Genomic DNA, 13,690 nt, shown 5'->3' on the forward strand with positions numbered 1-13,690 from the left:
GGTGTCCGCTGACTGCGAGCACCGGCCTTGCCTGACAGTGGCCTGCGATCCGGCTTATGGCTTGGGCTGGAGCGGACCCTTGCCGTCGCGCGGGCCACCCCTGTGACCGGCAAAAACCCAATGGCGCAGCGTGCTGGCGTCGAACACTTTCTGCTGCTCCGGCGTCAGCGCGGCGTAGAAGGTCTTGGTGGCTTCAGCCCGCTTGTCCATGGCGGCGTTCATGTCGTTCATGTGCTGGGTGTGCACGGCCTTCATCTTGTCGATGCGCTCGGGTGTGGTCAGCTTGGCCATTTCGATGGCGTCAGGGTGTTTGACCTGCAGGTCGGCCGGCGGCTTCAAGGACGCCGTGAAGCTGGTCCAGGCGCCTTCCTGAGCCGGTGTCAGCTTGAGCACCGCTTTCAGCACGGCCAGGCGCTTTTCCATCCGGGCCTGCATTTTGGCCGGATCCATCCTGCCCATGCCGGGATGGCCCATGCCCTGGTGCATGGGGCCGGCGCCCATCATGGCACCCCCCGGCCCCATGCCGGGAGCTTGCGAAAAGGCAACAAAACTCGCGCTGGTCAAAATGGCGGCCAGCAACAAGGGTTTAAAGGCTGATTTCATGTGAGCTTCCTCTTGAATAGGTCTGACGCTCGAAACTTGGCATCAGGCTGAGCTCCAGTGTCGGCTGTATCTGTATCTGTTGCGTGAGCCCCGGATGAGGGTTTGTAAAGTTGCGCAAAAGATTCGGCCCGATTTGATGGGATGATCGACGTTTCGGCAATCGAATCCATCTTCAAAAAGGGTGCAAGTGTTCAAGAACGTGATCGTGTATCGAATCGGACCTGGGTGGTCCGCCAGCGTGGCGCAGATGGAGGAGGGCCTCCAAGGTGCGCGCTTTGTGGAATGTGGTGCCAGCCAGGAGAAATCGCTGGGCTGGATCGAGCCCCGGGGCGAGGCGAACGGCCCGCTGGTGGAGGCGGTGGGCGGGCAGTTGATGCTCAAACTGATGATAGAAACCCGCACCCTTCCGGGCTCGGTGGTGACGCGCAAGGTGAAAGAACGCGTCGCCCAGATCGAGGCCGGCAGCGGGCGCAAACCGGGCAAAAAGGAAACCCGCGACATCCGGGACGACATCCGGCTGGAACTGCTGCCGATGGCGTTCACCAAACAGTCCAGCGTCGGCGTATGGATTGACCGGGAGGCGCAACTGCTGGTCATCGATGCCGCCAGTCAGGCCAAATCGGATGAAGTGGTGACGGCACTGGTGAAGTCCCTTGATGGCCTGGCCTTGACCCTGATCAACACCCGGGTTTCACCGACTGCCGCCATGTCTCAGTGGTTGACCAGCCAGGAGGCGCCGGCCGGCTTCAGCGTCGACCGCGAATGCGAACTGAAGGCGGCCGACGAATCCAAGGCCCAGGTGCGGTATTCACGCCACCCGCTGGACAACGACGAAGTCAAAAAACATGTGATGGAAGGCAAGCTGCCGACCCGATTGGCGCTGACCTGGGACGACCGCGTCTCCTTTGTCCTGACCGAGAGCCTGCAACTCAAAAAGCTGGCATTTCTGGAAGTGGTGTTCGAAGGCGCCTCCAGCGGCAAGGACGATGGTTTCGATGCCGATACAGCCATCGCCACCGGTGAACTGCGCAAACTGCTGCCCGATTTGCTGGAAGCGTTGGGTGGCGAGCTGCTGCCCGCCTGACCAAATGCGGCTTGTGTCCCGATGGCACTTCAGGCCGGGTGCTTCACCACCAGCCAGGCGCTGGCCGCTGTTTTCCCGAGATTGCGAACCGTGTGCGGCCGGTCGGCCGCGTAACGCGCCGTCTCCCCGTTCTTGAGACGCTGTTGCGCATCGCCTGAAACCACTTCCAGCGAACCGGAGATGACCGTCAGGTGTTCGCGCGTGCCGTGCTCGTGCGCCTGCGATTCCAGCGCGCCGCCAACCTGCAAGGAAAGTGCATACCACTCGAATTGGCCAGCCAGCTCGATCGGACCCAGAATCCGCAACTCGCACAAACCGTCGGGACTGCGCAGCGATGGCGTGGCGTGCGTGGCAACCAGCTCAATGGCTGGCGCCGCCGGCGGTCGGGAATTGCCCAGCAAATCCCCCATCGGCACACCCAGCGCATTGGCCAGCCGCCAGACCACGGCCACCGTAGGGTTGGCTTGCGCGCGCTCGATTTGCGACAGCATCGACTTCGATACACCCGCCTTGCGTGACAACTCATCGAGCGACAGCGACTGCGCCTGGCGCAGGGTAGCCAAGGTATCACCGACGCGCGGGGGCTCATTGGTGACTATCCTGGCGGAGTGCTTTGTCATACAAAAATCCTATATACTGGACATTGTTCGATATACTGAAACTTGCAGAGATTCACGGAATCGCCATTGTGCCTGACAAAAAGGGGAATTGAAATCATGACCAACACACGGGATTTTTACGGACACCTGAGCGCTGAATTACAGGCTATCCGGGACGCCGGCCTGTACAAGGCGGAGCGGGTGATTACCAGCCCTCAAGGCGCCAGAATTCAGACTCTGGCAAGTGACGGATCCTCGCACGCTGTGCTCAACCTGTGCGCCAACAATTACCTGGGCTTGTCGTCGCATCCAGCCGTCATCGCGGCCGCCCATGAGGCGCTTCGCACGCGTGGCTATGGCATGAGCTCGGTGCGCTTCATTTGCGGCACACAGGATCTGCACAAGACACTGGAGACGCGCTTGTCGCGTTTTCTTGGCACCGAGGACACCCTCTTGTACGCGGCGGCGTTCGACGCCAACGGCGGCCTGTTCGAACCCCTGCTGGGCGAGCAAGACGCCGTCATCAGCGATGAGCTGAACCATGCCTCCATCATCGACGGCATTCGTCTGTGCAAGGCAAAACGCTACCGCTACAAGCACAACGACATGGCCGATCTGGAGCTTTGCCTGCGCCAGGCAGCCAGCGACGGCGCGCGCTACAAATTGGTCTTCACCGACGGCGTGTTCTCCATGGATGGCACCGTTGCGCAACTGGGCAGCATGCGGTCCTTGTGCGACCAATATGGCGCCTTGCTGGGCATCGACGATTGCCATGCCAGCGGCTTCATGGGTGCTACCGGGCGCGGCACGCATGAACATCGCGGTCTGTTCGGCAAGGTCGACATCATTACCGGCACGCTGGGCAAGGCGCTGGGCGGCGCCTCGGGTGGCTTCACCAGCGCGCGGCGCGAAGTGATCGAGTTGTTGCGTCAGCGCTCGCGCCCCTATCTTTTTTCCAACACGCTTGCCCCCTGCATCGTGGGTGCCACGATTGCCGTGCTGGACCTGCTGGAGGGCTCGACCGCCTTGCGCGACAAGCTGGCAGACAACACGCGCTATTTTCGAAGCGCCATGACGCAGCTCGGCTTTGACATCAAACCGGGTGAACATCCGATCGTACCCATCATGGTCTATGACGCCGCTTTGGCGCAGCAACTGGCGGCGCGGCTGCTGGAACTGGGTATTTATGTGGTCGGCTTCTTCTTCCCGGTGGTTCCCAAGGGCCAGGCGCGCATCCGGGTGCAACTGAGCGCGGCGCACCAGCGCGAAGATCTTGAACGCGCGGTGTCCGCGTTTGCGCAGGCCGGCCGCGAACTGGGCCTGCTGGTCTAGGGGGCGGCCCATGGATACCCGTATTCTGATCATCGGCGCCAACGGCCAGATCGGCACCGAGTTGACCCAGGCGCTGCTGCAACGCCACGGACCCGATGCGGTGGTCACCAGCGATTTGGTGCCCGTTGGGCGGGTCCTGGGATTGCCGCACGAACTGCTGGACGCCACCGATACCGGTGCCTTGATCGAGGTGGTGGAGCGTCATCGCATCACGCAGATTTATCTGCTGGCGGCGGCTTTGTCGGCGCACGCCGAAAAACACCCCAGGTGGGCCTGGGATCTGAATATGCGGGGCTTGCTCAATGTGCTGGAGATCGCCCGCAGCCACAAGTTGCAGCGCGTCTTCTGGCCCAGTTCCATCGCTGCCTTTGGCCCTTCCACGCCGCGCGACCGTACGCCGCAAAAAACCGTGATGGACCCAAGCACCGTTTACGGCATATCGAAACTCGCCGGTGAGGGTTGGTGCGCCTGGTATCACCGCAACCATGGTGTGGACGTGCGCAGTTTGCGTTATCCGGGTTTGATCAGTTGGAAGACCTTGCCCGGAGGAGGAACGACCGACTACGCCGTCGAGATCTTCCACGCGGCACTGAAACAAGGCCAGTACACCAGTTTTCTGGCAGCCAGCACGGCGCTGCCGATGATGTACATGCCCGATGCGATTCGGGCAACGATAGAGCTGATGGAGGCGCCCGCCGACTGTATACGTGAACGTGGCTCGTACAACCTCGCCGGCATCAGCTTTGCGCCGTCCCAGCTCGCGGCGGCCATCGAGCGCCACATTCCAGGTTTCAAGATGCAGTACCAACCTGATTTCCGGCAGGCCATCGCCGACAGTTGGCCGCGCTCAATCGATGACCAGGCCGCACAGACCGACTGGGGCTGGCGCGCCGAGTACGGCCTGGATGCTATGGTGCTGGACATGCTGCAGAACTTGCGGCGTGCGGCGCCATAGCGCAGTCAGGCCGTCATCAGCCCTTGCTTTTCGTCGCGCAAGTGCTCCAGCCAAAGATGGCATAAGGCGGGCACCAGCCGATGGCACCGGTGGCCACCAGCACAAGGCCCAGCCAACCCCAGACACCGATGTTGCCGTTGAGGGTCAAACCAATCAGCACCAGACCCACCACGATGCGCAGAATGCGGTCGATGCCGCCGACGTTTGATTTCATGGGTGTTCCTCAAGAAGTTGTTGATGACCGGATTAGACGCCTGGTTGGCTTCAGCGTCTGTGACTGAAGTCACGCAAGGCAGCGCTGTTGATGATTTGTATCTGTTCACGGCCCAGCGCGACCCAGCCCTCGCGCTCAAAGCGACGCAGCAGCCGGGTGACCATTTCGCGCACCGTGCCCAGCTCATTGGCCAGCGTCTGATGGCTGATAGCCAGACGCTGGCCATGGCCCAGCAGGGCCAGTGCCAAGCGCCGATCAAGTTTTTGAAAAGCCACCGCGTCAATCAGGCTGGTGAGATCGGTCATGCGCTCGGCAAACAAGCCCAGCACCTCATTGCGAAATGCCGGCGTTTCCAGCCAGCGCCAGAAAATGTCGGGAGGAATCAGCAACACGGTGCTGGCTTTGCTGGTGCTGCCATGCGCCGACAGCGGCTGGCTGCGAAACAGGCAAGCTGACGACACCAGGCACAGCTCGCCCGGCAGCACCCGGTACAGCTCCAGCGAACGGCCGTCGGCCGAGCTGCGCGAGACCTTGATCTCGCCATCGATCACCAGCGGAAAACCCTGGCAGGGTTCATTCTCACTGAACAAAGTAGTGCCTGCCGGCACCTGCATAGGCGCCAGCGCCGGACTCAACTCGGCCAGCGCCGGACGCACTTGCGCCAAAGCGGGGTAGAGGGTTGCCGGTAGTGCAGCGGAATCCATCACGCGGCCTGGCAGCGGTGGCCGGCCAGATCGTCCAGTATCGGGCAATCGGGCCGTTCGTCGCCGTGGCAGTGGTCCAGCAGGGAAGCCAGGGTGCGCTGCATCGCCTGCATCGCTTCAATGCGCTGTGTCAGCTCGTTCACATGCTTCTGGGCAATGCGCTTGACGCTGGCGCTGGCCCGTTTGCGGTTGTGCCACAAACCCACCAGTTCGGCGATCTCGGCCATCGAAAAACCCAACTCGCGAGCGCGCTTGATGAACTGCAAAGTGCGCACCTCGGCCTCGGTGTACTGGCGGTAGCCGCTGTCGGTACGCGCCACCAGCGGCAGCAAGCCCAGCGCTTCGTAGTGGCGCACCATCTTGGCCGACACCTTCGAGAGCCGTGCCGCCGCGCCAATGGCGACCGGCCAAAAGGTATTGTCCAGCATCTCGGCCTGGACCGGTGCCTTGGCACTCATGCGGCGACGGCGTAGCCTTCTTCAGCAATCGCCTGGGCCAGCAGTTCGCGCGGCCGTTCCGACTGCACTTCGACCTTGTTGGCGGAGCGGTCGATAGCGACTTCGGCTTGCGGGTCGGCTTGTTTGACGGCGCGCGTGACCGCTTTTTCGCAGTGGCCGCAGGTCATGCCGGTGACGGTAAAGGTTTGTTTCATGAAAATACTCCTGTATGTAAAACTTTGGTACGCAGCATAGCGTGAACCTTACCACCATGGCAAGGTCAAGCCTCCGGCAACGACTTTGTTGCACCAAGGGTTGAAATGCACCCGGGCTTGACCTTGCCATCATGGGAAGGATTAGGATGACAGCCATGAATACTGTTGCACCCCCTTCGCCCGCCGCCGTCTCGCTGGACATTGGCGTCGGCGGCATGACCTGCGCCTCGTGCGTGGCGCGGGTCGAAAAAGCGCTGAAAAAAGTGCCCGGCGTGCAGCTGGCCACGGTGAATCTGGCCACCGAGTCGGCGCGCATCGTGGTGGCACCCGGTGAACAGATGGAGGCCCGGCTGCGCCGCGCCGTGCGCGATGCCGGCTATGAGCCGCGCGCTGCCGATGCCGCGGTGCTGGCCGAAGACGCCTCGCCCTGGGCCGGTTTTGCACCGATCGCGATGGGGCTGGCCTTGTCCGGCCCGCTGGTACTACCGATGCTGGGCGAATGGTTCGGTCTGCACTGGATGTTGCCCGCCTGGCTGCAGTTCGCGCTGGCGACACCGGTGCAGTTCATTCTGGGGGCGCACTTTTACAAAGCGGGCTGGCATGCGCTCAAGGCGCGCAGCGGCAACATGGACTTGCTGGTGTCGATCGGCACCACGGCCGGCTGGGCCCTGTCGATGTGGCTCTGGTTGTCGGCCGAACCCGGTGTCATGGTGCACCTGTATTTCGAGGGCTCGGCGCTGGTCATCACGCTGGTGATGCTGGGCAAGTGGCTGGAACAGCGCGCCAAGCACCAGACCACCTCGGCGATCCGCGCCCTGCACGCCTTGCGCCCGGACGTGGCGCACCTGGTCGGCCTGGACGGCGAAGTGGATGTGCCGGTGGCCGAGGTGCTGGTGGGCGACCGCTTGGTGGTCAAACCGGGCGAGCGCTTTCCGGTCGACGGTGTGCTGCTGGAAGGCCAAACCCAGGTCGACGAGTCGATGCTGACCGGCGAGCCACTGCCAGTGGAAAAACACCCGCTGCCGGGCGCCGACGGCGACCCGGCGGCGGCGGCGCTGACCGGCGGCTCCATCAACGGCGAGGGCCGCGTCGTGATGCAGGTGCGCGCAGTCGGCAGCGAGACCGTGCTCTCGCGCATCATCCGCCTGGTGGAAGACGCGCAGGCCGCCAAGGCGCCGATCCAGCGTCTGGTGGACCAGGTCAGCGCGGTGTTTGTGCCGGTGGTGCTGCTGATCGCGCTGGCCACCTTGCTGGGCTGGTGGCTGAGCGGCCACGCGTTCGAGCTGGCGCTGATCAACGCGGTGGCAGTGCTGGTGATCGCCTGCCCCTGCGCCTTGGGACTGGCGACGCCGGTGGCCATCATGGCCGGCACCGGTGTCGCCGCGCAACATGGCATCCTGATCAAGGATGCGCAGGCGCTGGAGCTGGCGCACAAGGTCGACATCGTGGCCTTTGACAAGACCGGCACCCTGACCGTGGGCCGCCCCAAATTGACTGCCTTGCGGGTGGCGCCTGGCATGGTGGAAGACGAAGTTTTGAAGGCGGCGGCCAGTCTGCAAAGCGGCAGCGAACATCCGCTGGCACGCGCCGTCATCAGCCGCGCGCAGGAACTGGGCCTGAGCTTCGCCGCTCCGGACAATGTGCGCGCCGTGCCGGGCCGCGGCAGCGAAGGCGAGGTCGGTGTGCGCAGTTTTCTGCTCGGCAGCCTGCGCTGGATGGAAGAGCTCAAGATCGACATCAACGCCATGGCGGTTGAGGCCACCGCGCTGCAAGCGCAAGGCGCCACCGTGTCGGCCCTGGCCGAACGCACCACGCAAGGCCTGACGCTGCGTGCCCTGATGGCTTTTGGCGACGAACCCAAGCCCGGCGCCAAAGAGGCACTGGCGGCACTGCGGGCCCGCGGCATCAAGACCGTGATGATTTCGGGTGACAACCGGGGCGCCGCCGAGGCCATGGCGCTGCGCCTGGGCCTGCGCCCGCTGGAGGGCGAAGTGCTGGCCGAGGTGCTGCCCGGCGACAAGGCGGCGAAAGTGATGGGGCTGAAGGAGGGCGGCCACGTGGTGGCAATGGTCGGCGACGGCGTCAACGACGCGCCGGCACTGGCCGCCGCCGACGTTGGCATGGCCATGGCGAACCCGGGAGGAGGGGGCACCGACGTCGCCATGCACGCCGCCGGCATCACGCTGATGCGCGGCGACCCGCTGCTGGTGGCGGCGGCGCTGGACATCTCGGACCGCACCGTCGCCAAGATCCGGCAAAACCTGTTCTGGGCTTTTGCCTACAACGTGGCCGGCATACCGCTGGCCGCGCTGGGCTTTTTGAACCCGGTGGTGGCCGGCGCGGCCATGGCCATGAGCTCGGTCAGCGTGATGAGCAATGCGCTGCTGCTGAAACGCTGGAAGCCGGGGAAGTTGTGAACCAAATTAGACTACGGCACTGTTGAAATGTGTGTCCGAAGCGATCAGGCAGGACTATAGTGGCGCGATGTTATCGAGCTTGCTGGAACTGTTGTGGTGGCTTACCTGCCAACGACCAACACCCTCTTGGAGCGAGTCGACATCGGAGTCCTCGACGTCTTGCAAGAGGATGGACGTCTGTCGAACATGGATCTGGCAGCGACGCAAGTGTCAGGGATTCACCGAGAAAGATCACACTCCGTGCGATGCCAATCGGGACCCTCGTGCACGCCTGCACCGTCGTCGCAACGGAGCCAAACGTTTGTACAAGTCGAGAGTTGATCCCACATGCCAATGGCGGACCCCGGGGGCTGCCGATTTTGGCGAATCAACGAGATGACTTTAGACCGCTCTTACAGTGAAAGTGCTTGCAGCATCGCCTGGCGCGCCTGGTCGACGATTTTTTCCTTCCACGCCGCGGTGTCGACATAGAAGGCATCGCGCAGGCCCCGCTTGATACCCGCTGCTTGTGCGACCGGCGCATCGGGATGAAGCGTCAACCATTGTTCGGCCCGAAGCGCTTTCAACACCTGCATCGTGGGCTGGGTACCGCACTCCAGGCACAGAGGCGTGATCTCCGCCTGTGGACATTCCTCATAAATGATATGCCATATAAGGCCCGTTGCGGGAGCAGACACGGATGTTCCATCGTCGACGATCTTGACGGGCGTGGCGCCCTTGCCACCCCACCATTCACGGGCACGTGCCAGCGCGGCCGCATCGCCACTTTTCCCTGCAAAAATGCGTTCACAGGCGCCACTTTTCCCCCAAACTTGGTTCCGACGGTAAATATTCGGTGCACCCACGACGTTCGCTGCCGAGAAACGTATCGGCGTCGACAGAAGTGCTTGCATCGAAACGCGAATCTTCTCCATGGCAGGGAAGACGAACTCGTTCCGGCGCAGGGCTTTTGCTGGCCTACTGCGAGCGTACATATCCCGGGTTCGTGCCTATGCCAACTGGGTCAAGGGTAGCCGATGACCATCCTTGGTCGAGCGCAGGGCGAAGCTGGTTTGAAGTGCCTTGACCCCCGGTAACCCGCCCAGGCGTCCGAGCGTCACATTGGAGTAGTCCTCCAAGCTTGGTGCTACCACTTCGAGCAAGAAATCGATAGGCCCGGTAATGCCATGGCAGGAGACGACTTCGTCGATCAGCGCGACGCCGGCCAGGAACGCCTTGATTGCTTGCGGCCCGTGGCTGTTGAGATTGATGTGGACGAACGCGGTAATCGCCAAACCAATCTTGCGTCTGTTCAATTGCGCTCGGTAACGCTCTATCACCCCGTCTTGCTCAAGTTGCTTGACTCGCCTGAGGCATGGGGTTGGTGATAGCGCGATCTTCGCTGCCAGTTCCACGTTTGACAGGCGGCCATCCTCTTGCAATGCCTCGAGGATCCGGATGTCTATTCGGTCTAGGGGGGGAGGAGTCATTTTGTCCACCGATATTCAGTCTCTAAGCATAAAACTCTAACAGAAGTGACATTTGTTGGAATATTTGGTGCCAAATTCCAACACACGTTCACTACCATTAGGTTTCATATGCAGTCCGGATGACCTGCATCAACTTGACTCAAAGGACCAACGACGATGAAGCTAACCCCACAGCAGATGACCCTCTTCCAGACACAAGGTTTTTTGATCCTTCCTTCCTTGTTTTCAAACGAAGAGGTCGACCTCCTGACTGCTGAGATCGACAGACTGCTGGCCGAGACGCGCCCGGAGAATGCCCTCGAAGCAGGCGGCAAGGAGGTGAGAAACCTGCATTCGATCCACAAACGCAGCCGCGTCTTCGATCTGCTCTCACGCCACCCCAGGCTACTGGAGCCGGCCCGGCAGATTCTCGGCGAGGACACGCCGCTTTACCTGCAGCAATGCAAGATCAACCTGAAGGCCCCATTTGTCGGTGCCGGCTATGAATGGCACACCGACTTTGCGACCCATCACAACCGTGACGGCGTTCCATTGCCGTTGGCGTTGAATCTGCATGTCTTTCTGGATGACGTGACGGAATTCAACGGCCCCTTGTACTTTGCGCCCGGTTCGCAGCGAATGGACGTGTCTTCAATGGAAGTGTCATCGGTCAAGAACGTTGACAGCAAGGCTTGGGAGTTGTGGACGGTGCCGAACGATGTCGTGCGCGAGACAGTCAACAAGACAGGTCTGGTTTCAATCAAGGGTCCGCGTGGCACCGGGCTGATCTTCGGTGACCTGTTGCTGCACGTGTCCGGAGCCAACATCTCGCCCTGGTCCCGTCGCATCGCTTCATCCATCGTCAACCCGGTGAGCAACCGCATGACCCGTATGACCGACAACCAGCCGCTGGTGTTCCAGCATGAGCGTGATTTCACGCCGCTTGTCACAGCATCGGATGACTGCCTGCGGGCGAAGGCTGCCCCGTGACCCATATGTCGCCTCGGCAACGCAATCACTTCGAGTCTGCGCTCGAGTTCGTGGATCCGGAAATCGCTGCGTTGGTTGCGTCCGAGTCGCTGCGCCAAAGCCAGCGCCTGGAGTTGATCGCGTCCGAGAACTACGTCAGCGCAGCACAACTTGAGGTGTCCGGCTCGATCCTCGGCAACACCACTGTCGAGGGCTACCCTGGCGCGCGCTTCCATGGTCCTTCGCCAAACGCGGACGCGATTGAACAGTTGGCGATAGCACGCGCCTGCGCACTCTTCAACGCCCGATTCGCCAACGTCCAGCCGCACTCGGGCACTCAGGCGAATCAGGCGATCTTTCTGGCGCTGTTGCGCCCGGGTGATACGGTGTTAGCCATGAAGCTCTCGGCCGGCGGACACTTCAGCCACGGCGAAGCCTCCAATCTTTCGGGGCAGTGGTTCAACGCGGTGCACTATGGCGTGCGTATGCCGGAAGGCCTGATCGATTACGACGATGTCGAGCGCCAGGCGTTTCAATTCAAGCCGAAGCTGATCATCGCTGGGGCCACGGCCTATCCGCGCGCGATCGACTTCGAGCGCTTCGCCGCCATCGCGCGATCAGTCAACGCGCATCTGATGGTCGATATCGCGCACGTTGCGGGCCTGGTCGCGGCCGGTCTATTCCCGCACCCGTTTCCACACGCGGACATCATCACCTCGACGACTTACAAGAACTTCCGTGGCGTGCGTGGTGGCTTCATCCTGAGCAACGACCTCGCCCTTGCGATGCGCATCGACGCGGCCGTCTGCCCCGGGTTGCAGGGCACACCGCTGGTGCAGCTCATGGCGGCCAAGGCCGTCAGTTTCCATGAAGCGCTGCAGCCCGGCTACCTGCGCTACAGCGCGCAGGTGTTGGCTAACGCGCGCGCGCTTGGCGCCGCGCTGACCAAGCAGGGTATCGTGCTTGTTACCGGCGGCACGGACACGCCGTTTGTCGTGGCGGACCTGCGCCCACTCGCGATTGACGGGGCTGCCGCAACCCGTCGCCTCGACACGCTGGGTATCGGTGCGAACAAGATTTTGCTGCCGAGCGATCCCGAAGACTTCTCCCAGTCCACCGGCCTGCGTCTGGGGGTCTCGGCCATCACGACGCGCGGCATGGGCGAGGCCGAATGCGGCGAGGTGGCCGACATCGTCGCTGCCGCGCTCAGGACAGCAGGTGATCCGGATGCGCAGGCAAACACAGTGCTTACCAGGCGTGTGGCGCAACTGTGCGCCAGGTTCCCCCTCTATGGCGGGCACTTGCCGCCTTAGCGGTCGAAGCACAGCAGCGCGGCGGAATGGCGCCCTGCCGGTTTCCCGGATCGGTCCGTTTTTCACTTAACCAAGAGGAGATTAGTATGAAGATAAATCGCATTTCGACAACTTGCATGATTGCGTGTTTGGGTGCAACAGTTGCCATGGCTCAAGACATGGTTGTGAAAATTGGTCACGCTGCCGCGATTTCCGGTGCCCAGGCCTCCTACGGAAAAGACAACGAAAATGGCGCCCGCCTGGCCATTGACGATTTGAACGCCGCCGGCGTGGTGATTGGCGGCAAGAGGGTCAAACTTGAACTCATGGCTGAAGACGACGCAGCCGAGCCCAAGCAAGGCACAGCCGTCGCGCAGAAACTCTGCGACGCCAAAGTGTCCGGCGTCGTGGGTCATATGAATTCCGGCACCACCATTCCTGCCGCCAAGATCTACAACGAGTGCGGCATTCCCCACATCACGCCGTCCGCCAGCAATCCCGACCTGACCAAGCCTGGCTACAAAACCACCTTCCGTCTGCTGGCCAATGACAACGCACTGGGTGCCGGCTTGGCCGTGTACGCTGCCGACGTCCTTCACCTCAAGCGCATCGCCGTGATTGACGACCGCAGCGCTTACGGTCAAGGCATCGTCGAGGTGTTCAAGAAGACCGCCAGCTCGAAAGGCATCGCCATAGTCGATCAGTCATATACCACCGACAAGGCCGCTGACTTTATGGCCATCCTGACCGCCATCAGGGCCAAGAAGCCCGAAGGCGTGTTTTTCGGCGGCATGGATTCTCAAGCCGGCCCAATGCTGCGCCAGATGGAGCAACTCGGTCTGACCAACGTCAAGTACTTCGGTGGCGATGGCATCTGCTCGTTAAACCTGATCAAGCAGGCTGCCGGCGCCAAAACGCTGGACAACGTGATCTGTGCCGAAGGCGGGGCCTCGCTGGACAAAATGCCTGGGGGTAAAGCCTGGAGGGCTCGTTATGACGCCAAGTACCCTGGAGAATTCCAGGTCTACAGCCCTTACGTTTACGACGCAGTGCACGTCCTGGTCGACGCCATGCGGCGTGCCAACAGTAGCGATCCCAAGGTTTACCTGCCGAAGCTGGCTGACGCCAACTACCAAGGCGTTACGACCAAGGTGCAGTTCGAGTCCAATGGCGAGTTGAAGAACCCCTCCATGACCTTGTATACCTACAAGGAAAACAAGAAGATTGCCCTCAACTGATTGATCTTTCGTAACTGCTCAGGCCGGTTTTAGGCAACGCATGCGATTCTGCCTAATCTTACTGTGTCACAAAATATGGCATGATACGTTTATCTTTCCATTCAAGGGGATGAGATGGGCGTTGCCAAAGAATTCGACCACTATATGGCCTATTTGATGCAAGGACTTGGTCATGCGGACCGG

General features: G+C 61.6%; 15 protein-coding genes. 7 read left to right on the top strand and 8 right to left on the bottom strand.

What is annotated here, in order from left to right:
* Positions 1-54: 54 nt before the first annotated feature.
* Positions 55-603 (bottom strand): Spy/CpxP family protein refolding chaperone, encoded by a 549-nt coding sequence (locus PHS32_RS21215; protein WP_301081326.1) that lies wholly within the window; start codon positions 601-603, stop codon positions 55-57.
* 187 nt (positions 604-790) lie between these two features.
* On the opposite strand from PHS32_RS21215, the gene PHS32_RS21220 reads away from it, so the two are divergent.
* Positions 791-1,687: a recombination-associated protein RdgC gene (locus PHS32_RS21220; protein ID WP_301081328.1), complete on the top strand. Its 897-nt coding sequence runs from the start codon at positions 791-793 to the stop codon at positions 1,685-1,687.
* Positions 1,688-1,716: 29 nt separating this feature from the next.
* Here PHS32_RS21220 and PHS32_RS21225 read toward each other — a convergent pair whose 3' ends face one another.
* Positions 1,717-2,307: an XRE family transcriptional regulator gene (locus tag PHS32_RS21225; RefSeq protein ID WP_301081330.1), complete on the bottom strand. Its 591-nt coding sequence runs from the start codon at positions 2,305-2,307 to the stop codon at positions 1,717-1,719.
* A 96-nt stretch (positions 2,308-2,403) separates the two neighbouring features.
* On the opposite strand from PHS32_RS21225, the gene kbl reads away from it, so the two are divergent.
* Positions 2,404-3,618 (top strand): glycine C-acetyltransferase, encoded by a 1,215-nt coding sequence (gene kbl / locus PHS32_RS21230; RefSeq protein ID WP_301081332.1) that lies wholly within the window; start codon positions 2,404-2,406, stop codon positions 3,616-3,618.
* 10 nt (positions 3,619-3,628) lie between these two features.
* Positions 3,629-4,573 (top strand): NAD-dependent epimerase/dehydratase family protein, encoded by a 945-nt coding sequence (locus PHS32_RS21235; RefSeq protein WP_301081334.1) that lies wholly within the window; start codon positions 3,629-3,631, stop codon positions 4,571-4,573.
* 16 nt (positions 4,574-4,589) lie between these two features.
* Here PHS32_RS21235 and PHS32_RS21240 read toward each other — a convergent pair whose 3' ends face one another.
* From PHS32_RS21240 to PHS32_RS21255, 4 genes are read right to left on the bottom strand one after another with little or no spacing between them, the layout of a single operon-like run.
* On the bottom strand, positions 4,590-4,787 hold the full coding sequence (locus tag PHS32_RS21240) for a DUF2892 domain-containing protein (RefSeq protein WP_301081337.1): 198 nt from the start codon (positions 4,785-4,787) through the stop codon (positions 4,590-4,592).
* A 50-nt stretch (positions 4,788-4,837) separates the two neighbouring features.
* A complete protein-coding gene (locus PHS32_RS21245; protein WP_301081344.1) occupies positions 4,838-5,491 on the bottom strand; it encodes a Crp/Fnr family transcriptional regulator in 654 nt (217 codons plus the stop codon).
* Positions 5,491-5,949, bottom strand: coding sequence for a Cu(I)-responsive transcriptional regulator (gene cueR / locus PHS32_RS21250; protein ID WP_301081347.1), 459 nt, complete (start codon positions 5,947-5,949; stop codon positions 5,491-5,493). The genes PHS32_RS21245 and cueR overlap by 1 nt, the downstream gene beginning before the upstream one ends.
* Positions 5,946-6,143, bottom strand: coding sequence for a heavy-metal-associated domain-containing protein (locus PHS32_RS21255; RefSeq protein WP_301081348.1), 198 nt, complete (start codon positions 6,141-6,143; stop codon positions 5,946-5,948). Before PHS32_RS21255 ends, cueR begins: the two co-directional genes overlap by 4 nt.
* A 155-nt stretch (positions 6,144-6,298) precedes the next feature.
* Here PHS32_RS21255 and PHS32_RS21260 point away from each other — a divergent pair, with 155 nt between their 5' ends.
* Positions 6,299-8,560: a heavy metal translocating P-type ATPase gene (locus tag PHS32_RS21260; protein WP_301081350.1), complete on the top strand. Its 2,262-nt coding sequence runs from the start codon at positions 6,299-6,301 to the stop codon at positions 8,558-8,560.
* A 392-nt stretch (positions 8,561-8,952) separates the two neighbouring features.
* Here the strand turns inward: PHS32_RS21260 and PHS32_RS21265 are convergent, their stop codons facing one another.
* Positions 8,953-9,474 carry a DUF2817 domain-containing protein gene (locus tag PHS32_RS21265; RefSeq protein WP_301081352.1) on the bottom strand — a complete coding sequence of 174 codons (522 nt, stop codon included), beginning with the start codon at positions 9,472-9,474 and terminating at the stop codon, positions 8,953-8,955.
* 75 nt (positions 9,475-9,549) lie between these two features.
* A complete protein-coding gene (locus PHS32_RS21270) occupies positions 9,550-10,029 on the bottom strand; it encodes an Lrp/AsnC family transcriptional regulator (RefSeq protein ID WP_301081354.1) in 480 nt (159 codons plus the stop codon).
* Between the two features lie 156 nt (positions 10,030-10,185).
* Here PHS32_RS21270 and PHS32_RS21275 point away from each other — a divergent pair, with 156 nt between their 5' ends.
* The 3 genes from PHS32_RS21275 to PHS32_RS21285 all read left to right on the top strand — a co-directional run bounded on the left by PHS32_RS21275 (position 10,186) and on the right by PHS32_RS21285 (position 13,507).
* Entirely contained in the window at positions 10,186-10,998 is an 813-nt protein-coding gene (locus tag PHS32_RS21275) for a phytanoyl-CoA dioxygenase family protein (RefSeq protein ID WP_301081355.1), read from the top strand.
* 5 nt (positions 10,999-11,003) lie between these two features.
* Positions 11,004-12,290 (top strand): serine hydroxymethyltransferase, encoded by a 1,287-nt coding sequence (glyA, locus tag PHS32_RS21280; protein WP_301081358.1) that lies wholly within the window; start codon positions 11,004-11,006, stop codon positions 12,288-12,290.
* Between the two features lie 80 nt (positions 12,291-12,370).
* A complete protein-coding gene (locus PHS32_RS21285) occupies positions 12,371-13,507 on the top strand; it encodes a branched-chain amino acid ABC transporter substrate-binding protein (RefSeq protein WP_301081360.1) in 1,137 nt (378 codons plus the stop codon).
* The last annotated feature ends 183 nt before the right edge of the window (positions 13,508-13,690 follow it).

This window comes from Rhodoferax sp. (assembly GCF_028714215.1).
GTDB lineage: Bacteria > Pseudomonadota > Gammaproteobacteria > Burkholderiales > Burkholderiaceae_C > Rhodoferax.